The sequence below is a fragment of the Aliivibrio thorii genome (assembly GCF_057368585.1).
The window spans coordinates 240,996-262,354 of the sequence record NZ_CM170654.1 but is presented as its reverse complement, the minus strand read 5'-3'; the positions used below and the strand labels follow the sequence as shown (position 1 = coordinate 262,354).

At 40.5% G+C, this 21,359-nt stretch carries 18 protein-coding genes and 13 tRNA genes; 9 read left to right on the top strand and 22 right to left on the bottom strand.

What is annotated here, in order from left to right; all coding sequences use genetic code 11:
- Positions 1–6 precede the first annotated feature (6 nt).
- From miaA to tsaE, 4 genes are read right to left on the bottom strand one after another with little or no spacing between them, the layout of a single operon-like run.
- Complete coding sequence (gene miaA / locus AC2IP4_RS01230; protein WP_375321306.1) at positions 7–939, bottom strand: tRNA (adenosine(37)-N6)-dimethylallyltransferase MiaA; 933 nt, start codon at positions 937–939, stop codon at positions 7–9.
- Positions 932–2,929 carry a DNA mismatch repair endonuclease MutL gene (mutL, locus tag AC2IP4_RS01225; RefSeq protein WP_486306783.1) on the bottom strand — a complete coding sequence of 666 codons (1,998 nt, stop codon included), beginning with the start codon at positions 2,927–2,929 and terminating at the stop codon, positions 932–934. Before mutL ends, miaA begins: the two co-directional genes overlap by 8 nt.
- Before the next feature lie 13 nt (positions 2,930–2,942).
- Entirely contained in the window at positions 2,943–4,682 is a 1,740-nt protein-coding gene (locus AC2IP4_RS01220; RefSeq protein WP_486310480.1) for a LysM peptidoglycan-binding domain-containing protein, read from the bottom strand.
- Complete coding sequence (gene tsaE, locus AC2IP4_RS01215; protein WP_375321309.1) at positions 4,676–5,140, bottom strand: tRNA (adenosine(37)-N6)-threonylcarbamoyltransferase complex ATPase subunit type 1 TsaE; 465 nt, start codon at positions 5,138–5,140, stop codon at positions 4,676–4,678. The genes AC2IP4_RS01220 and tsaE overlap by 7 nt, the downstream gene beginning before the upstream one ends.
- A 218-nt stretch (positions 5,141–5,358) precedes the next feature.
- On the opposite strand from tsaE, the gene queG reads away from it, so the two are divergent.
- Complete coding sequence (queG, locus tag AC2IP4_RS01210) at positions 5,359–6,471, top strand: tRNA epoxyqueuosine(34) reductase QueG (RefSeq protein WP_375322826.1); 1,113 nt, start codon at positions 5,359–5,361, stop codon at positions 6,469–6,471.
- 569 nt (positions 6,472–7,040) lie between these two features.
- On the opposite strand, the gene AC2IP4_RS01205 is transcribed toward queG, so the two are convergent.
- From AC2IP4_RS01205 to orn, 14 genes are all read right to left on the bottom strand, one after another.
- Positions 7,041–7,116: transfer RNA gene (locus tag AC2IP4_RS01205), tRNA-Gly, on the bottom strand.
- A 32-nt stretch (positions 7,117–7,148) separates the two neighbouring features.
- Positions 7,149–7,225, bottom strand: a tRNA-Met gene (locus AC2IP4_RS01200).
- Positions 7,226–7,310: 85 nt separating this feature from the next.
- Positions 7,311–7,386, bottom strand: a tRNA-Gly gene (locus AC2IP4_RS01195).
- Positions 7,387–7,419: 33 nt separating this feature from the next.
- A tRNA-Met gene (locus AC2IP4_RS01190) sits at positions 7,420–7,496 on the bottom strand.
- Positions 7,497–7,581: 85 nt separating this feature from the next.
- Positions 7,582–7,657: transfer RNA gene (locus AC2IP4_RS01185), tRNA-Gly, on the bottom strand.
- Positions 7,658–7,691: 34 nt separating this feature from the next.
- Positions 7,692–7,768, bottom strand: a tRNA-Met gene (locus tag AC2IP4_RS01180).
- An 84-nt stretch (positions 7,769–7,852) separates the two neighbouring features.
- A tRNA-Gly gene (locus AC2IP4_RS01175) sits at positions 7,853–7,928 on the bottom strand.
- Between the two features lie 33 nt (positions 7,929–7,961).
- Positions 7,962–8,038 (bottom strand) — tRNA-Met (locus AC2IP4_RS01170).
- Positions 8,039–8,220: 182 nt separating this feature from the next.
- Positions 8,221–8,296: transfer RNA gene (locus AC2IP4_RS01165), tRNA-Gly, on the bottom strand.
- Between the two features lie 34 nt (positions 8,297–8,330).
- Positions 8,331–8,407: transfer RNA gene (locus tag AC2IP4_RS01160), tRNA-Met, on the bottom strand.
- Between the two features lie 60 nt (positions 8,408–8,467).
- A tRNA-Gly gene (locus tag AC2IP4_RS01155) sits at positions 8,468–8,543 on the bottom strand.
- A gap of 34 nt (positions 8,544–8,577) precedes the next feature.
- A tRNA-Met gene (locus AC2IP4_RS01150) sits at positions 8,578–8,654 on the bottom strand.
- Positions 8,655–8,731: 77 nt separating this feature from the next.
- Positions 8,732–8,807 (bottom strand) — tRNA-Gly (locus AC2IP4_RS01145).
- A 142-nt stretch (positions 8,808–8,949) separates the two neighbouring features.
- Positions 8,950–9,495 carry an oligoribonuclease gene (gene orn / locus AC2IP4_RS01140; RefSeq protein WP_375321310.1) on the bottom strand — a complete coding sequence of 182 codons (546 nt, stop codon included), beginning with the start codon at positions 9,493–9,495 and terminating at the stop codon, positions 8,950–8,952.
- A 99-nt stretch (positions 9,496–9,594) separates the two neighbouring features.
- On the opposite strand from orn, the gene rsgA reads away from it, so the two are divergent.
- From rsgA to AC2IP4_RS01125, 3 genes are all read left to right on the top strand, one after another.
- Positions 9,595–10,650: a small ribosomal subunit biogenesis GTPase RsgA gene (gene rsgA / locus AC2IP4_RS01135; RefSeq protein WP_375321311.1), complete on the top strand. Its 1,056-nt coding sequence runs from the start codon at positions 9,595–9,597 to the stop codon at positions 10,648–10,650.
- Positions 10,651–10,708: 58 nt separating this feature from the next.
- Positions 10,709–11,572, top strand: coding sequence for an archaetidylserine decarboxylase (gene asd / locus AC2IP4_RS01130; protein WP_130048555.1), 864 nt, complete (start codon positions 10,709–10,711; stop codon positions 11,570–11,572).
- Positions 11,573–11,676: 104 nt separating this feature from the next.
- Positions 11,677–12,564 carry a DMT family transporter gene (locus tag AC2IP4_RS01125; RefSeq protein WP_130048554.1) on the top strand — a complete coding sequence of 296 codons (888 nt, stop codon included), beginning with the start codon at positions 11,677–11,679 and terminating at the stop codon, positions 12,562–12,564.
- Between the two features lie 16 nt (positions 12,565–12,580).
- Here AC2IP4_RS01125 and epmA read toward each other — a convergent pair whose 3' ends face one another.
- Complete coding sequence (epmA, locus tag AC2IP4_RS01120; protein WP_375321312.1) at positions 12,581–13,555, bottom strand: elongation factor P--(R)-beta-lysine ligase; 975 nt, start codon at positions 13,553–13,555, stop codon at positions 12,581–12,583.
- 407 nt (positions 13,556–13,962) lie between these two features.
- On the opposite strand from epmA, the gene frdA reads away from it, so the two are divergent.
- Genes frdA through frdD form a run of 4 tightly spaced genes read left to right on the top strand, consistent with a single transcriptional unit; the run spans position 13,963 to position 17,277 of the window.
- On the top strand, positions 13,963–15,774 hold the full coding sequence (gene frdA, locus AC2IP4_RS01115; RefSeq protein WP_130043850.1) for a fumarate reductase (quinol) flavoprotein subunit: 1,812 nt from the start codon (positions 13,963–13,965) through the stop codon (positions 15,772–15,774).
- On the top strand, positions 15,774–16,517 hold the full coding sequence (locus tag AC2IP4_RS01110; protein WP_130043849.1) for a succinate dehydrogenase/fumarate reductase iron-sulfur subunit: 744 nt from the start codon (positions 15,774–15,776) through the stop codon (positions 16,515–16,517). The genes frdA and AC2IP4_RS01110 overlap by 1 nt, the downstream gene beginning before the upstream one ends.
- 2 nt (positions 16,518–16,519) lie before the next feature.
- A complete protein-coding gene (gene frdC, locus AC2IP4_RS01105) occupies positions 16,520–16,903 on the top strand; it encodes a fumarate reductase subunit FrdC (RefSeq protein ID WP_012551226.1) in 384 nt (127 codons plus the stop codon).
- Between the two features lie 11 nt (positions 16,904–16,914).
- Complete coding sequence (gene frdD / locus AC2IP4_RS01100) at positions 16,915–17,277, top strand: fumarate reductase subunit FrdD (RefSeq protein WP_375321314.1); 363 nt, start codon at positions 16,915–16,917, stop codon at positions 17,275–17,277.
- A 159-nt stretch (positions 17,278–17,436) separates the two neighbouring features.
- Here frdD and efp read toward each other — a convergent pair whose 3' ends face one another.
- Complete coding sequence (efp, locus tag AC2IP4_RS01095; RefSeq protein ID WP_375321315.1) at positions 17,437–18,003, bottom strand: elongation factor P; 567 nt, start codon at positions 18,001–18,003, stop codon at positions 17,437–17,439.
- A 32-nt stretch (positions 18,004–18,035) separates the two neighbouring features.
- Between efp and epmB the strand changes: the two genes are divergently transcribed.
- On the top strand, positions 18,036–19,058 hold the full coding sequence (gene epmB, locus AC2IP4_RS01090; protein WP_486306786.1) for an EF-P beta-lysylation protein EpmB: 1,023 nt from the start codon (positions 18,036–18,038) through the stop codon (positions 19,056–19,058).
- Between the two features lie 88 nt (positions 19,059–19,146).
- Here epmB and pfkA read toward each other — a convergent pair whose 3' ends face one another.
- Positions 19,147–20,109, bottom strand: a complete 963-nt coding sequence (gene pfkA / locus AC2IP4_RS01085; RefSeq protein WP_375321317.1) for a 6-phosphofructokinase — start codon at positions 20,107–20,109, stop codon at positions 19,147–19,149.
- A gap of 217 nt (positions 20,110–20,326) precedes the next feature.
- Positions 20,327–21,232, bottom strand: coding sequence for a CDF family cation-efflux transporter FieF (fieF, locus tag AC2IP4_RS01080; protein WP_375321318.1), 906 nt, complete (start codon positions 21,230–21,232; stop codon positions 20,327–20,329).
- Positions 21,233–21,359: the final 127 nt, after the last annotated feature.

Below are 21,359 nucleotides of genomic sequence, written 5' to 3'. Positions count from 1 at the left end.
TTGTGCTTATTTTTTCTCTAAACGATCAGAGATCGTCTGTAGGGCACCATCAATGTCATCACTATCCAGCCAAGTGAGTTCTTTCCAGCTACGTAGCCAGGTAATTTGCCTCTTGGCTAATTGACGAGTCGCACAAACTCCGCGAAAAATTGCGTCATCTAATGTGCCTTCCCCATCAAAATAGTCCCACATTTGTCGATAACCTACGCATCGAATAGAAGGCAAATCAGCATGAAGTTCTTCTCGTTCGTATAACGCTCGAGCTTCTTCCTCAAAACCAGCTTCCATCATATTCTCAAATCGTAGCTCAATACGACGGTGAATTTCAGCTCTCTCTTTCGGTGCAATAGCAAATTGATGCACTTCATAAGGTAGAGGTTCACCTTTTATTTGGGTTAATTCTGTTAATGTTTTACCCGAAATTCGAAATACTTCCAACGCTCGGGAAAGTCGTTGTGGATCATTTGGATGAATTCTCTCAGCTGATACAGAATCAATTTGTTTTAATTGATCATGCATAGCCTCCCACCCAAGATTCTCCGCTTCTTGCTCAATTTGAGCTCTAATGTCAGCATCCGCTGCTGGTAATGGCGAAAGACCTTCAAGTAGCGCTTTGTAGTACAACATGGTACCACCGACTAATAAAGGTATCTTTCCTTGAGCAACAATATCTTCCATCTCTTTTAGCGCATCACGACGAAATTCTGCTACTGAATAGCTTTCCGTCGGTTCTAGAATATCAATAAGACGATGAGGAGCTTGTAAAAGTTCCGCTTCATTTGGTTTTGCTGTACCAATATCCATACCCTTATAGATAAGGGCTGAGTCTACGCTTATCAACTCTACAGGAAAACGTTTTCGCAATTCAATTGCTAAGCTTGTTTTTCCTGACGCAGTCGGTCCCATTAAAAAGATGGCTTGTGGTAATGCTTTATTCATGACTAAATGCTTGTATCGCCTGAGTAATATCGATGTTTTTTAGCAGCTTTTGATTAAACTGAGGGAGTTTCTCTCCCCATAGCTGCTCTAATTCCATCACTAATTGTATCGCTTGAGCGGTACTATAATTTGCTTCTTCATGTTGAACCTGATGAGCAAGCCAAGTTATTACCTGTTCAAGTGACGGATTGATGCCGTTTAGATACCTTAACAGATTCGGGATCAATTGTTGTAAATTCTGCTGTCTGATCGGCTGACAAACCGCCATAACGATCACGTTAGTACTATTTTTAACTTTAAGATCAATACCGAGAGGTTTCAAGAAAGAAACGTAATCCAATACTTTATTACATATTCCTTCTTCCACACCGACCGAAAGTGGGATTAATAAAGGCTGAGCTTTTAATGGTTCAATATGAATACTATTAAGTTGACCGTAACTTTTTAAAAATTCAGCATAACGTAAATCAACCAATTGCAATTGAGTCCCTTGCTGCAATAAAGCAAAGACCTTTTCTACCACACTTAGTACCTTCCCTAATGATGCATTATTATCTAAAACAACACTCATTGTTGGAACATATTTTTCTATGGCTGGAATATCAGTAACCGTATTTAATTGAGCTTCATTAACTTGATGAAATGGTGACTCGTTCTCTCTATCTTTTGTTGTTAATAAAGCCTTATATTGATTAAGCTCTTTTTGAGACGGCTTGTCATTTTGAAAAGAACGAGAGGTATTTTTCATTGTCGCAGAAGAGTCAGTTCTTAAAGAAGGCGCAGAACTTGAAACCCAAGAACCTGATGGTGCTTTATTTGGATAACTAGGTGTTGAGTCCACCGCATTTCTTAATTGCTCAGCCTTATTTTGATGAGGAGTTAGCGACTCTTGTTGAGGCTGACGAACATACTCTTTCATGGGGGGGAAATACACCTCCTTCTCGTCAATTAGAGCCCTCTCCTTTTCATCAGAATTAAGCAAAGGCAATGCCGCCCCTTGTTGTAATGCACCATAAATTGCTTGATAGATAAAATCATGAACTAAACGTGCTTGATGAAAGCGAACTTCATGCTTTGCTGGATGCACATTTACATCAACATCATGTGGGTTTATCTCAATAAATAAAATATACGCCGCGTATTGATTTGCTAATAATGAAGATTCATAACCTTGTCGAATCGCATGATTAATGAGCTTATCCTTCATCATGCGTCCGTTTACATAGCAATATTGGATATCACCTTGCGCACGAGCACCTTCTGGAGAAGATATCCAACCATGAAATTTTAGCTCCCCATGCTCTAATTCAACCTCTAGCGCATGCTGCAAGAAATTAGAACCACATACTGCAGCTAAGCGCTTTTCAACTTGCGCTTTTGTTTGAGCCCCTCGATATTGACGAACTTGTTTCCCGTTATGACGTAAGTTGATTGTAATATCCAATCGACTCAACGCAATACGCTTAAGTAACTCATCAATATGAGTAAATTCTGTTTTCTCAGTACGAAGAAATTTACGACGAGCAGGCGTATTAAAGAAGAGATCAACCACATCTATCGTAGTGCCAATAGGGTGTGCGGCTGGTTTCAGTTTAACATCCATGTCTCGCCCTTCAGCGTGTGCCGACCATGCTTCTTCTTGAGCTATCGTTCGAGAGGTTAATGTAAGACGGGAAACTGAACTTATCGAAGCAAGTGCCTCACCACGAAACCCTAAACTGACAATCGCTTCAAGGTCATCAAGCGTGGTAATTTTGGAAGTAGCATGACGACTCAAGGCTAGAGTCAATTCACCTTTAGCGATACCAGAGCCGTTATCTCGAATACGAATTAACTTACTTCCGCCTTTCTCAATATCAATATCGATGCGAGTCGCTCCCGCATCGATACTGTTCTCTACCAATTCTTTAACAACGGACGCAGGCCGCTCCACAACCTCACCCGCCGCAATTTGGTTGGCTAATCGAGCTGGTAAGATTTGAATTGGCATGATCTTATCCTTGTTAACTGTTTGGTATAATAAGTACCTGTCCTACAGCCAATTTATCTGAACGTAATTTATTGGCTGTTCGAATACTAGAAACGGTAACTCCATATTTAGTCGCAATTTTACCTAAGAATTCACCGCGTTTCACTGTATGCTTTTGAATTGGAGCAACAATGCTTACTTTTAGTTTTTGACCGACAAATAAAGTATCTGATTTAAGTCTATTCAATGAACGAATACTACTTGTCGATACTTTATATTTCGATGCTATCTTTCCTAAATACTCGCCAGAGCGGACCGTGTGGGTAATCGTTTTACGCGATTGCCTCACTGACGACTTCGCTTTTTTCATCGATGCTTTAGGAGCAACATAAACGGGTTTATTACTTGGAATTTTTAATACTTGTCCAACCGCTAAACTTGTACTTTTCAGTTTATTTGCGCTCTTAAGTTTTGCTGTTGTTGTTCCATATTTTTGTGCGATACGTGACAGTGATTCTCCAGAACGAACTTTATGCGTTGTTTGCTCTTTCTTGCTTGCCAATAACGTTCCCTGAGGTGGATTATCATTAAGGTAGCGAATAATCGCTTTTGAAATCGCTCGAGCAATCTTATCTTGATGTCCGCGTTGGAAAAGCTGCTTCTCCTCTGTCGGATTCGATATAAAGCCTGTTTCAATCAAAATAGAAGGAATATCAGGTGATTTTAATACCGCTAGACTCGCATTTACAGGCGCTTTTTTATGAAGCTTAATCACTTTACCCATTTCAGATAAAACATCTGTCGCTAGCTTATAGCCTTCTTTTTGCGAATGGCTAAACTGTAAATCCAATAACGTTTGACTTACGTTTCGATCATTACTATTTTTTGCCAGCACATCACCTGCACCACCAAGTAATTCAGATTGCTTTTCATGTTGCTCTACCCAACGACCAATCTCTGTATTCGCTCTACGTGTATTAAGAACAAAAACAGACCCCCCTCTTGGTTGTGGCGATCTAAAACTGTCCGCATGAATTGAAACTAATAAGTGAGACTTATTTTTACGAGCAATATCAGTACGTTTATTTAGATTAACAAAGTAATCACCACTACGAGTCATGATAGCTCTCATGCCTGGTTGTGCATTTATCTGAGCAACCACCTTCTTAGAAATAGCAAGAGTCGCATGCTTCTCGTATTTTCTTGTTGGGCCAATCGAACCAGGATCTTCACCACCATGCCCTGCATCAATGGCAATAATAATTTCTCCGTTGCCAACAATGTGGTTGGTATTCGAATTTATTACTGATTTTGAAGGCTTCGCAGGCTTACTCGCTGTAGGTTTAGAGGCACTGGATCCTGAATGAGGTAAATCCATCACTAAGCGATGTCCATACTGCCCACCTGGCGTTGGCGATAACTTAAAGACTTCCGCTGTAACTGCATACTTTAATTCGAAGACAAGACGCGTCGTTCCCTTTGAAGGAGAAGAACTTTTTCTTATATTAGTAAGAACTTTACTGTCTTTCACACTTAGGGGCAGCTTTGCTTTTACATTGGTATTTTTAAGATCTACCACCAAACGGTAAGGACTACTCAACGTAAAATAGCTGTAATTTGCTTCCGAATTTAGATCGATAACAATACGGGTTTCATCTGGCGAGGGCCAGACTCGTATACCCTCAAGCGTATTAGCAGAGACAAAAAAACTACTTGTTGATAGAACAACAAATAACGAATACCAAATAACTCGAAAATATTTACCGATTAACACAAATCCAACCGCTGCACTAAACTACATCCATACACATTATTGCCAGTAATCACAACATGACGAGCTTCACCATCATAGCGAATATCAATATCAATATCGGGATTAGGCAATAACCCTTGTCCTCTCTCAGGCCATTCAACTAAACAGATTGCATCATCAGTAAAGTAATCACGAATACCCATGAACTCTAATTCTTCAGGGTCAGCTAAACGGTATAGATCAAAGTGATATACTTGCCACTGATCCAATTCATAAGGTTCAACTAGAGTATATGTTGGGCTTTTTACATTGCCGACATGACCTAATGAACGAATAAATCCTCGGCTAAAGGTCGTTTTACCAGCCCCAAGATCACCATGCAGAAAGATGGTAGTTTGTTGATTACAAGCTTGAGAAAGCTGCCTACCAAATTCAACAGTATCGTCTTCAGTAGCTAAATTAAATTCAAAGCGTTCCATTATTCACTAGTTTCACTATTTTAATTGTCTAAATTAATAGACTTGGTATCAGATTCACAATTTAATATGGCGAATGTTTATACACAAGCTATCTTCTATATTTATATCTATCACTCAATAGTGCTTTTACTAGCAGTATCAAATTACGAGTTATCTTGGCTATATGATAAACTTTTACTCATTATACTGTAATAAAAAAATGTAATCTCCTTGTGAAAATTGACTATCAAGAACTCGCGAATAACATCAAACTTTGGGCGCAAGAACTCGGCTTTCAAAAGGTCGGGATCTGTGACATCGATTTATCTCAACACGAAGCTGCTTTAGAGCAATGGCTTGATGCTGGCTATCATGGCTCTATGGATTGGATGGCTCGCCATGGCGTAATGAGAGCAAGACCAGATGAACTTCACCCTGGAACTATCCGAGTCATTAGTGCTCGTATGGATTATCTTCCTCCGGAAGCTGGATTTGCTAGCAATTTAAGTGATTCAACCCAAGCTTATATCAGCCGCTACGCTCTTGGTCGTGACTACCATAAACTTATTCGCAGCCAATTAAAAAAGCTAGGTCAAAAAATTGAAGCTGAAGTTGAAGAGCTCGGTTATCGACCTTTTGTGGATTCTGCCCCTATTTTAGAAAGACCACTAGCAGAAAAAGCGGGGCTTGGTTGGACAGGTAAACACTCGCTGTTATTAGATAAAGATGCAGGGTCATGGTTCTTTTTAGGTGAGCTGTTAGTTGATATTCCACTCCCCGTTGATACTCCTCTTGAAAATCAATGTGGAAAATGCACCGCTTGTGTTACTTCATGCCCAACGAATGCGATATTAGATAACGGAGTTGTTGATGCTCGACGTTGTATCTCTTATCTCACGATTGAAAATAGCGATGTCATTCCAGAAGAATTTCGATCTTTAATGGGGAATCGCATTTATGGCTGCGATGATTGCCAACTTGTTTGCCCTTGGAACCGAGAAGCAGACATCACACAACAGAGCGACTTTCACCGCAGAGATTCACTAAATAATGCAGATTTGCTTTCTCTGTTTGCTTGGGATGAATCAACATTCTTAAAAAATATGGAAGGTTCCGCAATTCGTCGTATTGGTCACTTGCAGTGGCTGCGCAATATTTCTATTGCGATGGGAAATGCACCACATTCTGAGATCATTATTTCAGCATTAAACGATAAACTTGGTTTAGATACTAATTTAGATATTCATTTAAATTGGGCGATAGAGCAGCAAAAATCTGGACAAATAAACCAAAATAGAAAAGAACAACGCCTTATCCGTATCATTGAAAAGGGTTTACCAAGAGATGCTTAAATAAGTAATCATTTTATATAGTACGAGATTACGGTTCACAAAGTTTGAGGTGGATCGTAATAAATGTGGAAAACATTACTAGATGAGGTAAACAATTCAAAAGATAGAAAAGTTAAACACAAGACAGGAATATGATTAGGATCAAAGAAGTCAAGCAAAAAGATCTTTAAAAATTGAAAGAATAATGCATATAAAACATTAAACCTTTAAAAATCATATAGATAAGAAAACCCTAAAAAGCCCTCGATCATTAAATAAAAATAAGATCTTTATTTTCTCTCTTTTTTTTAGGGCAATTCCCAAACAACTAACAGAGTTATCCACAAAAATGAATATGTGGATAACTCTGTTAGTTATATGGGAATTAACGTATATAACTATCCCTCTGTAGCTATAACTCATTGAGAGATACAGTAAATACAGATAGTTCAATAGACGGTTTGATTCTTGTTCAGTATTTGAATCAGAATGTTCTAAAAGAGCAGAATTTTTCGTGGGGTTAATGCTTCACAGCATTAATTTTAAAGAAAATAAAAGCGCTGAATATAATTCAGCGCTTTTATTTTGTTTGGAGCGACACACGAGGCTCGAACTCGTGACCTCAACCTTGGCAAGGTTGCGCTCTACCAGCTGAGCTAGTGTCGCATGATCAACGCATAAAGCATTCAATCTAAATGTGGTTGCGGGAGCAGGATTTGAACCTACGACCTTCGGGTTATGAGCCCGACGAGCTACCAAGCTGCTCCATCCCGCGTCCGGATGCCATTGTTCAAAGTACAATGGGAACTTTTACCCAAAAACTCTTTTCGAAAAGAACTATCAGGCTCTTAAAGAGAAATTGGAGCGACACACGAGGCTCGAACTCGTGACCTCAACCTTGGCAAGGTTGCGCTCTACCAGCTGAGCTAGTGTCGCATGATCAACGCTATAAAGCATTCAATCTAAATGTGGTTGCGGGAGCAGGATTTGAACCTACGACCTTCGGGTTATGAGCCCGACGAGCTACCAAGCTGCTCCATCCCGCGTCCGGATGCCATTGTTCAAAGTACAATGGGAACTTTTACCCAAAAACTCTTTTCGAGAAGAACCATCAGGCTCTTAAAGAGAAATTGGAGCGACACACGAGGCTCGAACTCGTGACCTCAACCTTGGCAAGGTTGCGCTCTACCAGCTGAGCTAGTGTCGCATGATCAACGCTTATAAAGCATTCAATCTAAATGTGGTTGCGGGAGCAGGATTTGAACCTACGACCTTCGGGTTATGAGCCCGACGAGCTACCAAGCTGCTCCATCCCGCGTCCGGATGCCATTGTTCAAAGTACAATAGGAACTTTACCCAAAAACTCTTTTCGAGAAGAACCATCAGGCTCTTAAAGAGAAATTGGAGCGACACACGAGGCTCGAACTCGTGACCTCAACCTTGGCAAGGTTGCGCTCTACCAGCTGAGCTAGTGTCGCATGATCAACGCTATAAAGCATTCAATCTAAATGTGGTTGCGGGAGCAGGATTTGAACCTACGACCTTCGGGTTATGAGCCCGACGAGCTACCAAGCTGCTCCATCCCGCGTCCGGATGCATTGTTTAAGACAATGAGACTTACACCAATTTCAATTTTCGAGAAGAACCATTAGGCTCTTAAAGAGAAATTGGAGCGACACACGAGGCTCCCGATCTTCAAGGCTTAGGCGTGACCTCAACCTTGGCAAGGATTGCACTCTGCCAGAGTACCCTTATGTTTCACTTTCAATTTGGAGCGACACACGAGGCTCGAACTCGTGACCTCAACCTTGGCAAGGTTGCGCTCTACCAGCTGAGCTAGTGTCGCATGATCAACGCTTATAAAGCATTCAATCTAAATGTGGTTGCGGGAGCAGGATTTGAACCTACGACCTTCGGGTTATGAGCCCGACGAGCTACCAAGCTGCTCCATCCCGCGTCCGGATGCATTGTTTAAGACAATGAAACTATAAACCATCTTACTCTTCAAGAGAGAAAATGGAGCGACACACGAGGCTCGAACTCGTGACCTCAACCTTGGCAAGGTTGCGCTCTACCAGCTGAGCTAGTGTCGCATGATCAACGCTTATAAAGCATTCAATCTAAATATGGTTGCGGGAGCAGGATTTGAACCTACGACCTTCGGGTTATGAGCCCGACGAGCTACCAAGCTGCTCCATCCCGCGTCCGGATGCATTGTTTAAGACAATGAGACTTACACCAATTTCAATTTTCGAGAAGTACCTAAATACTAAAGAGAAATTGGAGCGACACACGAGGCTCGAACTCGTGACCTCAACCTTGGCAAGGTTGCGCTCTACCAGCTGAGCTAGTGTCGCATACTGATAATCTGATAAGGAGTTGCTCCTCGTTCAGAGGCTGCGAATTATACGAGTAAAACGTGATGATGCAAGCGGATTTTGAAAAAAAACTAAAAAATCTTTAAAACCCGCCTGTTTCGCTCAACAAACCATCAAAAGATCAAATAGTGAAAATATGTTGACGGTAATACTTCAATTCAGCAATTGATTCACGAATATCATCTAGTGCTAAATGCGTACCTGTTTTTTCAAAGCCATCAAGTACTTCTGGTTTCCAACGACGAGTAAGTTCTTTAATTGTACTAACATCAACATAACGATAATGGAAATATTCTTCTAACTTTGGCATGTGTTTATAAAGAAAACGACGGTCTTGGCCAATACTGTTACCACAAATTGGGGATACGCCTTTTGGTACCCATTGCTCAAGAAACGCTATTGTTTCTTCAATCGCTGCAGCTTCGTTGTATTCACTCGCTTTTACACGAGTAACTAAACCACTATTAGTATGAGTATTAGTACACCAACCATCCATTTTAGCCAACTCATCTTCTGATTGATGAATAGCAATAACAGGCCCTTCTGCTAAAATATTTAGCTGAGCATCAGTTACAATGGATGCGATTTCGATGATTTTATGAGTTTCAGGATCTAAACCTGTCATCTCCAAATCAACCCAAATCAGGTTTTGATCATTAATTGCCATAGAGAGTTGCCTATTTTGTAACTAAAAAGGGTATGATACTCGGGCCGATTTATCTTTCAACATAAAACTGAAAGCCAACCCTACAAGTGAAATCATTTCGTGGCAAAGAAGAAAAAGCTAACCAAAGGCCAAGTACGCCGAGTACGCTCTAACCAAAGTAAGCGTATAGAAAAAATTAAAACCACTGTTGAGTGGGATGAATCTTCATTAGAAGCAGCTAAAGAAGGCCTAGTGATCACTCGCTTTGGTCAACATGCAGATATTGAAGATCCAGATACCAAAGAGATACATCGTTGTAACTTACGTCGAGGTATCGAAAGCTTGGTGTCTGGCGATCGCGTTATTTGGCGTCCTGGTACAGAAGTACTTGCAGGTATTTCAGGTGTTGTTGAAGCGGTTAAGCCACGAACTTCAATGCTAACTCGTCCTGATTATTACGACGGTATAAAACCAGTTGCAGCTAACGTCGATCAAATGGTTATTGTTTCCTCTATCCTTCCTGAGCTGTCACTGAATATTATTGACCGCTACCTTATCGCCTCGGAAACATTGCACATAAAGCCATTAATCGTACTAAATAAAGTCGATTTATTGTCCGATAAAGAATTTATAGATGTAAAACAGATTTTAAGTTTATATGAAGATATTGGCTATAAAGTGAAATTTGTCAGTAAAGAGTCAGGTTACGGCATTGAAGAATTAGAAGCTGAACTAAAAGATCATATTAATATTTTCGTAGGGCAGTCTGGCGTTGGTAAATCAAGTTTAGTAAACGCATTAATGCCAGAGCTTGAAATTATGGAAGGTGCCGTATCTGAGAACTCAGGTCTTGGTCAACATACAACAACTGCAGCTCGTCTATATCATTTCCCTCATGGTGGCGATCTTATCGACTCCCCAGGAGTTCGTGAATTTGGTCTGTGGCACTTAGAAAAAGATGAAGTTACCGAATCTTTTATTGAATTCAAAGATTTTATTGGTGGCTGTAAGTTTAGAGACTGTAAACATAAAGATGATCCGGGCTGTATTCTTCAAGAAGCAGTGAAAGATGGCAAAATTGCTAAGTTACGTTTTGATAGCTATCACCGAATTATTGAAAGCATGTCAGAGAATAAAGCTAATCGCCAATTCTCACGCGGCAAAAAAGCCGATTAATAAACCAAGTAAAGATGTGGTAATATCCGTCTTAATTGATAACTAGTAGGCAAATAACGTGTCAGATAATTTAAAAATTGGGTTACAGTATTTAACCCCAAAACATGCACTTACTCGTTTGGCTGGCAAATTAGCATCAGCAAAAATGGGTTGGTTAACAACAGCGGTAATTAAGTGGTTCATTAAACAATACAAAGTTGACATGAACGAAGCTAAAAACCCAGATCCTAAAGCGTACTCTACGTTCAATAACTTCTTTGTTCGTGAATTAGAAGATGGCGCTCGCCCAATTGATGAAGACGCAAGCGTTATTTCTCATCCAGCGGACGCGTGTGTAAGTCAATTTGGCCCAATTACAGATGGTCAATTAGTTCAAGCTAAAGGTCATGTATATTCAGCTCAAGAGCTATTAGGTGGCGACGCTGATCTTGCTGAAGAATTTATGGGTGGCGAATTTGCAACTCTGTATTTATCACCAAGTGACTACCACCGTGTTCATATGCCTTGTGATGCAACACTACGTAAAATGATTTACGTTCCTGGTGATCTTTTCTCTGTAAACCCATTAACCGCAGAAAACGTACCAAACCTATTCGCTCGTAACGAACGTGTTGTCTGTATTTTTGATACTGAGTTTGGCCCTATGGCTCAAGTTCTTGTTGGTGCAACCATCGTTGGTAGCATTGAAACAACATGGGCAGAGACGGTAACACCACCGACAGGTCCTGCAGTTAAAACATGGCATTACCCACTTTCTGGCGACGATATGATTTGCTTTAAGAAAGGTGAAGAGATGGGTCGCTTTAAATTAGGTTCAACAGTTATTAACTTATTTGCACCTAACTCAATTAAGTTTGATGCATCAATGGAAAATGGCGTTCCAACTCGTATGGGTACTCCATTTGCACATATTGCAAAATAAGTAATTTACTTAAAATAAAGCAAAAATAGCGAACCTTGTGTTCGCTATTTTTTTAAGTTCAGATAATCTAAAACTCATGACTAGTAATAATGAATGGAATGACAATGGGATATGAATGGTTAGCGCTTGGTGCAGCTTGTTTATGGGCACTATCAAGTATGATATCTGTCGCTCCTGCTCGCCACCTTGGTGCATTCGCTTATAGTCGCTGGCGCATGGGCTGCGTAACAATAATGCTCTCCACGCTCGCTTGGTTTACAGGCGGCTGGCTCTCTATTGATTCTTCTCACCTTTATCCAATGATGCTTTCTGGTTTGATAGGCATTTTCATTGGAGATACGGCCTTATTTGCCTGCTTTAATCGCATGGGACCTAGACAAGCTGGGTTACTCTTCTCATGCCATGCTCTATTTTCAGCTATCCTTGGTTACTGGCTATTTAATGAAACCTTACAAGGTTGGGAGCTAGTTGGTGCTATTTCAGTTTTCTCTGGCGTCTCAATTGCGATTTTCTTTGGTAAAAAAACAGACAATCAAGGGACATGGGATGAAGTCAAAGGCAATATTTGGATAGCCATATTTCTAGGGTTACTTGCTGCTTTTTGCCAAGCGCTTGGAGGGGTAATAGCAAAACCGGTGATGTTAACCAGTGCTGATCCGATTGCTGCATCAGCGATTCGAATGGCGTCAGCATTTGGTGCTCATAGTTTACTAAGAATGACTAATTTCCCTCTGGCACGACCAATTACGCCAATTAATGCACGTATTTTAGGTATTGTCGCATTGAATGGATTTCTTGCTATGACTGTCGGTATGACGTTAATTTTATATGCTCTACAAAAAGGCAATGTAGGTATGGTAGCCCTGCTTTCTTCAACCACACCAATCATGATCTTACCTTTATTGTGGCTATACACAAAAAAAGCACCAAACCGTTTTGCTTGGTTAGGTGCTTTTTTAGCGGTCATTGGTACTGGATTAATCGTTAGCTAATTGAACGTAAAAATAACTAGGCTCTATCAAAAGGAAAAGCCATCACTTGATCGATGTGCTTTTCTCCCATAGCCAACATAATAAGACGATCGATACCTAGAGCAACACCAGCACAATCAGGAAGGCCTGCTTCTAGTGCCGCAATCAAATGATAGTCAATGGGTTGTTCAATTAATCCCATCGATTTACGTTTCGCATTGTCTTCTTCAAAACGAGCAAGTTGTTCTTTTGCATTATCCAATTCATGGAAACCATTCGCTAGTTCAATGCCTTTAAAGTACACCTCAAAACGCTCAGCCACTCTCTGATCCGTCGGATTAATCTTAGCAAGTGCAGCTTGAGAGGCTGGGAAGTCATAAACAAAAGCAGGAACCTCTAAGCCTATTTTCTCTTCAACCCCCATGCTAAATAGCAGCTGCAGTAATGTATCTCTATCTTCTTCAATATCCGCAATATCTGATAAGCCTAGAGGAGCGGCAACCGCTCTTAATTCATCCATAGATGATTCTAAAGGGCAAATACCAAGCACTTTAATAAAGGCTTCCTGATATGTCATACGCTCTGAATCATGACACTTTAACACCAACATCATCAGCTCATTCATTTCATCCATTAGCTGATGATGATCAAAGCTTGGGCGATACCATTCCAACATCGTAAATTCAGGGTTATGGAAACGCCCGGCTTCTTCATTACGAAATGCTTTATTAATTTGGTAAATCGCACCACTGCCAGCCGCTAATAGTCGCTTCATATGAAATTCAGGGCTAGTCATAAAATACAAATGCGCGCCATCGGCATAGCCCGGCCCAACAAAATCAGTTTGAAAGGTATGAAGGTGCACATCTGTAACAGTGGCATGACTCATTGCAGGGGTATCTACTTCCATCACTTTTCGCTCAGAAAAGAACAAACGAATAGAAGCCATAATCTCAGCACGTTGCTGTAATTGCTCAATTGATGCACTTGGCATCCAATTTTGACTAGTCATAATCTTATACATTAGAAAAACTTATCCAAAATGATACCTGATAACCCACTTTAAGGTTACCTATTTTTTAACTTTATAAATACCCTTACCCATCAAGGGGATACGAGACCGATAAGAATCATTATCACTTATAAAGCAACAACTTAACTACAAATAGTAGCGAATATTAACAGCTTTAACTAGTTGACGGAGATCACATTATTTACAACAAACCACCCCATTAGTGGTACTTGCACGACAAAACTTTATCCATATCAATTTTTATTACAAAAGCTCACATAGAATAGGCATCAGAATTTTTAAGTTTTATTTGCTCTTTATTTGTCACACGAGCAGGCTAGATTCTCATAATTAATCACATTTAGGTGGTTAATTTAATTTTTTATCTTTTATCCCGGAGAATAACTGTGAAAACGATAACCACAGATATTGCAGTGATCGGCGCGGGCGGTGCAGGTCTACGTACTGCCATTGCAGCAGCAGAAGCGAACCCAGAGCTAGAAATTGCTCTAATCTCAAAAGTTTACCCAATGCGTTCGCACACTGTTGCCGCGGAAGGTGGGTCAGCAGCCGTGACCAAGGAAGAAGATACACTAGACAATCACTTCAACGATACTGTTGGCGGTGGTGATTGGCTGTGTGAACAGGATGTTGTTGAATACTTTGTAAAAAATGCATACCGCGAGATGACTCAATTAGAACAATGGGGTTGTCCTTGGAGCCGTAAAGAAAATGGCGAAGTAAACGTTCGTCGTTTTGGTGGTATGAAAGTTGAACGTACATGGTTTGCTGCCGATAAGACTGGCTTCCATATGCTTCACACCCTATTCCAAACTTCAATGAAATACCCTCAAATCAACCGTTTTGATGAGTACTTTGTTGTTGATATTTTAGTTGAAGATGGTCAAGTTCAAGGTCTGATTGCTATTCATATGGCTGAAGGCGAACTTATTTGTATTAAAGCAAAATCTGTTGTTCTTGCAACGGGTGGCGCAGGTCGTGTTTACCACTGTAATACCAATGGCGGTATCGTTACTGGTGATGGTATGGCTATGGCATTCCGTCACGGTGTTCCACTGCGTGATATGGAATTTGTTCAATACCACCCAACAGGCCTACCTGGCACAGGCATCCTGATGACTGAAGGTTGTCGTGGTGAAGGCGGTATCATCGTAAACAAAAATGGTTACCGTTACCTACAAGATTACGGCATGGGGCCTGAGACTCCTGTTGGTGAGCCTAAGAACAAGTACATGGAACTGGGTCCTCGTGACAAAGTTTCTCAAGCGTTCTGGCACGAACAACAAAAAGGCAACACTATCAAACACCCTCTTGGTGATGTAGTGCATTTGGATCTTCGTCACCTAGGTGAAGAGTACCTAAATGAACGTCTACCGTTTATCTGTGAGCTTTCAAAAGCCTACGTTAACGTTGATCCAGCAAAAGAGCCAATTCCAATTCGTCCTACTGTTCACTACACCATGGGTGGTATTGAAACGGATAAGAACAACGAAACAAACATCAAAGGTCTATTTGCTGTTGGTGAATGTTCTTCTGTTGGTCTTCACGGTGCAAACCGTCTGGGTTCAAACTCACTTGCTGAGTTAGTTGTATTTGGTCGCCTTGCAGGTGAAAAAGCCGCTGAGCGTGCTGCTGAATTCACAACTTGGAATGACGATGCTATCAAAGCACAAATTGAAGAAGTACAAGGCCGTATTGATGCATTACTAGCTCAAGAAGGCGATGAAAACTGGTCTGATATCCGTACGGAAATGGGCCATTCAATGGAAGCGGGTTGTGGTATCTATCGTAAAGAGCACGAGATGCAAGATACGATTGAGAAACTGGCTGAACTGAAAAAACGTTATAAAAACATCAGCATCAAAGATAAAGGCAAAGTGTTCAACACTGACCTATTATACGCTATTGAAGTAGGTTACGGCCTTGAAGTTGCTGAAACAATGGCTCACTCTGCGATTCTACGTAAAGAGTCTCGTGGTGCACACCAACGTCTAGATGAAGGTTGTACAGAACGTGATGATGTGAACTTCCTAAAACACTCATTAGCGTATTACAACAAAGATGCAGCGCCGACAATTAAATACAGCGATGTAACTATCACCAAATCTCAACCAAAAGCTCGCCTATACGGTGAAGCAGCAGAAAAAGCAGCAGCGGCAGAAGCTGAAGCAGCTAAGATCGCAGAGGAGCAAGCATAATGACAGCTGGTAAGAGAGTTCAAAAAGTAAGCATTATGCGTTACGACCCTATGGTAGATGAGAAACCTTATCTACAAGCGTTCGACGTACCTTGTGATGACACAACTTCTGTTCTTGATGCAATTGGTTACATCAAAGATAACCTAGACAAAAACCTATCTTACCGTTGGTCTTGTCGTATGGCGATCTGTGGCTCTTGTGGCATGATGGTAAACAACGTACCTAAGCTTGCTTGTAAAGCGTTCTTACGTGATTACCCAAATGGTTTAACACTAGAACCATTAGCAAACTTCCCTATCGAGAAAGACTTAATTGTTGATATGACGCCGTTCATCGAACGTCTAGAAGCAATCAAGCCTTATATTCTTGGTAACGACCGTACTCCAGATCAAGGTCCTAACACTCAGACTCCTGAGCAAATGGCAAAATACAAGCAGTTCGCTGGTTGTATCAACTGTGGTCTATGTTATGCAGCGTGTCCTCAATTCGGTCTAAACCCTGAATTCATCGGTCCTGCAGCACTAACACTGGCACACCGTTACAATCTTGATAGCCGTGATAACGGTTCTGCTGAGCGTATGAAGCTAATCAATGGCGACAACGGCGCATGGGGCTGTACGTTTGTAGGTTACTGTTCTGAAGTATGTCCAAAACACGTTGACCCTGCAGCAGCAGTTAACCAAGGTAAGATCGCATCGTCTCAAGACTTTGTTATCGCAATGCTTAAACCACAGGAGGCATAAGGATGAGCAACCGTAAACCTTACGTTCGCGAAATGACACGTACTTGGTGGAAAGATCACCCTTTCTACCGCTTCTACATGGTTCGTGAAGCAACAATTTTACCGCTAATTTTCTTTACTATCTGTCTGCTTGTTGGCTTAGGTAGTTTAGTGAAAGGTCCACTTGCTTGGGCTTCTTGGTTAGATTTCATGGCAAACCCTATTGTGGTTGCTCTGAACATTGTTGCTTTAGCGGGTAGCTTATTCCATGCTCAAACATTCTTTAGCATGATGCCGCAAGTAATGCCTATTCGTCTTGGTGGTAAAACACTGGATAAGAAAGTGGTTGTTCTTGCACAATGGGCAGCAGTTGCTGCAATCACACTACTTGTATTGGTTATCGTTTAAGGAGAATTATTGTGGTAAATCTTAATCCAAAGCGTTCTGACGAACCAGTATGGTGGGGCTTATTCGGTGCCGGTGGTACTTGGTTTGCAATGCTAACACCAGTAACTATCTTAGTTCTTGGTATTTTAGTTCCACTCGGTGTGATTGGTCCTGAATCAATGAACTACCTACGTGTTGCTGGTTTTGTTACTAGCATCATTGGTGCACTATTTGTTATCGGTTCTATCTCTATGCCTATGTGGCATGCGATGCACCGTTTACATCATGGTATGCACGACCTAAAATTCCACACAGGAACGGCTGGTAAAATTGCATGTTACGCAATTGCTGCACTAGCGACAGTTCTTTCTGTTGTGTTTATCTTTATGATCTAATCATCATTTAGGTACAAAAAAAAGGTTGGCTTTATGCCAACCTTTTTTGTATCTACGATACCCATAACCCCATTCCCATTAATTATCTAATAGTATAGATAATAAAAAAGGCCACCGAAGTGACCTTTTATATAAAGCTATTCTCGATATAAATCGAAATTACTTCACACGACCAACATATTCGCCAGTACGTGTATCAACTTTAACTACTTCGCCGATAGCGATGAATAGTGGAACACGAACTACTGCACCAGTAGAAAGCGTTGCTGGTTTACCACCAGTACCTTGAGTATCACCTTTCAGACCTGGGTCTGTCTCAGTTACTTCGATCTCAACAAAATTTGGCGGTGTCACTGTAATTGGATTATCATTCCAAAGAGTCAGTGTACAAGTGTCGTTTTCTACTAACCATTTAGCAGCATCACCCACTGATTTAACATCAGCGGCGATTTGCTCAAAGCTTACGCTGTTCATGAAGTGGTAGAATTCACCATCGCTGTATAAATAGTCAAGATCTACATCGACTACATCAGCAAGCTCAAAGCTTTCACCTGATTTAAATGTTTTTTCTAGTGTCTTACCAGAAAGCAGTTTACGAAGTTTTACACGGTTGAATGCTTGGCCTTTACCAGGTTTCACATATTCGTTATCGATAATTGAGCATGGCTCATTATCTAACATAAATTTCAAACCGCCTTTGAATTCATTGGTACTTACTGACGCCATGATTTCCTCTTAACATCGTTGAGTTATAAATAATGTCACACATAATAACCCGAAATGACGCTCCTGTTGAGCAAAACTGGCTCAAAGAAATCTCAAATGCGATCTCAGATCCCCATCAACTGCTTTCAACTCTAGGGATTGATAGCTCTCCTTGGGAGAAAGGATTAGAAGCAAAAAGGTTATTTGCGTTACGTGTGCCGACAAGTTTTGTCGATAGAATGGAATTTGGCAACCCTTTTGATCCTTTATTACGCCAAGTATTGCCTTTAGATCAAGAATTCGAAGTACATGACGGATATTCAACCGATCCTCTTGACGAACAAAGCAATGAACAACCGGGTTTACTGCATAAATACAAAAATCGTGTTTTATTAATATTAAAAGGAGGTTGCGCAGTCAATTGTCGTTATTGCTTCCGCCGTCATTTCCCTTATCAAGACAACAAAGGCAGTAAATCAGTATGGCAAAAATCGATTGATTATATTGCAGAGCACTCAGAATTAAATGAAGTAATTCTTTCTGGCGGTGACCCATTAATGGCAAAAGACCATGAGTTAAAATGGTTAATCCAGCAATTAGAAAGTATTCCTCATATTAAACGTCTGCGTATCCATAGTCGTTTGCCTGTTGTAATACCGAACCGTATTACTGATACGTTGTGTCAGCTATTTAAACAAACACGCTTACAAATCATTCTAGTGACTCATATTAACCATGCTAACGAGATTAACGCTGAGTTAGTAAATAAAATGACTCAATTAAAGCAATCAAACGTCACACTATTAAATCAAAGTGTATTACTTAAAAATGTAAATGATACAACAGAAGCATTAACCGACTTAAGTGAAGCTCTATTTGATGCCAGTATTTTACCTTACTACCTTCATGTATTAGATAAGGTTCAAGGCGCGGCTCATTTTTTGGTTTCCGATAAGGAAGCAAAACGATTAATGGGAGAGTTAATTGAAAACGTTTCAGGCTATCTAGTGCCTACTTTAGCGCGAGAGGTCGGAGGAAGAAAAAGCAAAACTCCCCTCGATTTATATTTAGAGTAAAGCAATTAATTAAAAAGCTATTTTGCAGATATAAAAAAACCGAAGCCTAAACTTCGGTTTTTATTTTATATCATCGGTCTATTCTAAATTAGAATAACTCTTCAGCTACTTTGTATAGCTCAAGCTTTTCTGGGCGACGCATGTTTTCAATCGCATCAATGATATCGTGGTGAACAAGCTGCTCATTCTGAATACCAACACAACGACCGCCATGTCCGTCAATCAGTAGCTTAACACCATAGTTACCCATACGAGATGCTAAAATACGGTCAAACGCACCAGGTTGACCACCACGTTGAATGTGACCAAGAACCGTTGCACGTGTTTCACGACCAGTTTCAGCTTCTATCTCTTTTGCTAAACCATTAACATCAGTCATTAATTCAGTGATAGCGATAATTGCGTGTTTCTTACCTTTCGCAATACCGTCTTGAATGTTTTGAATTAACGCTTCTTTATTTAAGCCAGTCTCTGGAGTAATTACATACTCACAACCGCCCGCAATTGCAGCCATTAATGTTAGGTCACCACAGTGACGGCCCATAACTTCTACAATAGAAATACGTTGGTGAGAAGACGATGTATCACGTAAGCGGTCAATTGCATCAATAACTGTATTTAATGCCGTTAAGTAACCGATAGTGTAATCCGTACCTGCGATATCATTATCGATAGTACCTGGAAGACCGATACATGGGTAACCCATTTCAGTTAGCTTCTTAGCACCCATGTAAGAACCGTCACCACCGATAACAATTAGCGCATCAATGTCGTGTTTCTTAAGGTTTGCAATCGCTTTTTCACGAACAGCAACTTCTTTAAATTCAGGAAAACGAGCTGAACCTAGAAATGTACCGCCGCGGTTGATCATATCAGATACGCTATGGCGCTCTAATTTCTCGATACGATCTTCAACAAGACCTAAGTAGCCATCATGAATCCCAAATACTTCTAAGCCTTGCGTTAATGCTGTACGAACAACACCACGAACTGCCGCATTCATACCTGGCGCATCGCCACCACTTGTTAAAACACCAATCTTCTTGACCATGGTTACCCTCTAATATGGTTGGGAATTTCAATTTCAATTTCTAATACAGCAAGCACACTCCCTAATCTGCTCACCATTAATAATCTGTAATTTTTTTTCTTATGTAAGAGTATTACCATTTTACTGAAAAAGTTCGTTGATTCACATCAGAATCAATCACGACTATTTGATTTTTCTGTTACGAAAAAACAATAATTGCTAATAATACTACTAATTCTTATTGGAACTGAGTTTGCTCTCTGTCTGAGTCTAGCACAACTGAAAGCGGGTCTTGATGAATAATAATATCAGAATGTGGGAATACTGTTAAAAGTTCATCTTCCACTTTATCAGCAATTCGATGCGCTTCAACCAATGGCATTTGATCTGGAAGCTCTAAATGCAATTGAATAAATCGAGTTGGTCCAGCAAGACGAGTTCGTAAATCATGAATTCCTTTTACTCCATCAACACGACAGCATGCTTCTCTAATCTGCTCTAATTCTTCTTTTGGCAGCTGCCTATCTAATAATAACTGAATTGCTTCATACGCCATTTTAAAGGCGCTAATTAAAATATAAACACCAATAATAAGAGCAAAAATAGCATCTGCTTGATGCCAGCCATACCAGCTTAATGCCAAGGCTAGCATGATTGCGGCATTCATAAATAAATCGGTTTTATAATGCAATGAATCTGCGGCAATCGCTTGGCTTCCCGTTTGCTTAACTACCCATTGCTGAACCAACACAAGACCAAAGGTTAAAATAATCGCAAAACCACTGACATAAACCCCGAGTTCAGGTGCAATCACATCTTGAGGACGGAAAAAACGCTCAACCCCATTCAGTAATAAGAAACAAGCAGAGCCAGAAATAAACATCGCTTGAGCTAATGCGGCTAAAGACTCAGCTTTTCCGTGACCAAAACTGTGCTCTTCATCTGCTGGTTGCAATGCATAACGCACAACTAAAAGATTGGTAATGGAAGCGCCCATATCAAGTAAAGAATCAACCAAAGATGCCAAGAGACTTACCGAGCCGGTTACCCACCAAGTTCCTAACTTGAATAACATTAAGATCGTCGCAACAATGGTTGCAAGCCATGCTGCCATTGTGACTAAAGAAGCGTATCGTTGAGTCATCTTTTTTCCATTACCTAAAAAATCAACCCTTAGTATAAAGCCTTAATTCAATAATCGTTATTCCAATTGTTAATATATTTTCAACAAAATTCTAATATAAAAAAACGAGCCTCTATTTTCATAAAGG

Excerpts from the sequence above, each read along its gene's own strand:
- pfkA (WP_375321317.1), bottom strand. The coding sequence starts at position 20,109 with ATGGTCAAGAAGATTGGTGTTTTAACAAGTGGTGGCGATGCGCCAGGT.
- tsaE (WP_375321309.1), bottom strand. The coding sequence starts at position 5,140 with ATGGAACGCTTTGAATTTAATTTAGCTACTGAAGACGATACTGTTGAA.
- epmB (WP_486306786.1), top strand. The coding sequence starts at position 18,036 with ATGTCACACATAATAACCCGAAATGACGCTCCTGTTGAGCAAAACTGG.
- fieF (WP_375321318.1), bottom strand. The coding sequence starts at position 21,232 with ATGACTCAACGATACGCTTCTTTAGTCACAATGGCAGCATGGCTTGCA.
- epmA (WP_375321312.1), bottom strand. The coding sequence starts at position 13,555 with ATGACTAGTCAAAATTGGATGCCAAGTGCATCAATTGAGCAATTACAG.
- orn (WP_375321310.1), bottom strand. The coding sequence starts at position 9,495 with ATGGCAATTAATGATCAAAACCTGATTTGGGTTGATTTGGAGATGACA.
- mutL (WP_486306783.1), bottom strand. The coding sequence starts at position 2,929 with ATGCCAATTCAAATCTTACCAGCTCGATTAGCCAACCAAATTGCGGCG.
- AC2IP4_RS01125 (WP_130048554.1), top strand. The coding sequence starts at position 11,677 with ATGGGATATGAATGGTTAGCGCTTGGTGCAGCTTGTTTATGGGCACTA.
- frdC (WP_012551226.1), top strand. The coding sequence starts at position 16,520 with ATGAGCAACCGTAAACCTTACGTTCGCGAAATGACACGTACTTGGTGG.
- AC2IP4_RS01110 (WP_130043849.1), top strand. The coding sequence starts at position 15,774 with ATGACAGCTGGTAAGAGAGTTCAAAAAGTAAGCATTATGCGTTACGAC.
- efp (WP_375321315.1), bottom strand. The coding sequence starts at position 18,003 with ATGGCGTCAGTAAGTACCAATGAATTCAAAGGCGGTTTGAAATTTATG.
- miaA (WP_375321306.1), bottom strand. The coding sequence starts at position 939 with ATGAATAAAGCATTACCACAAGCCATCTTTTTAATGGGACCGACTGCG.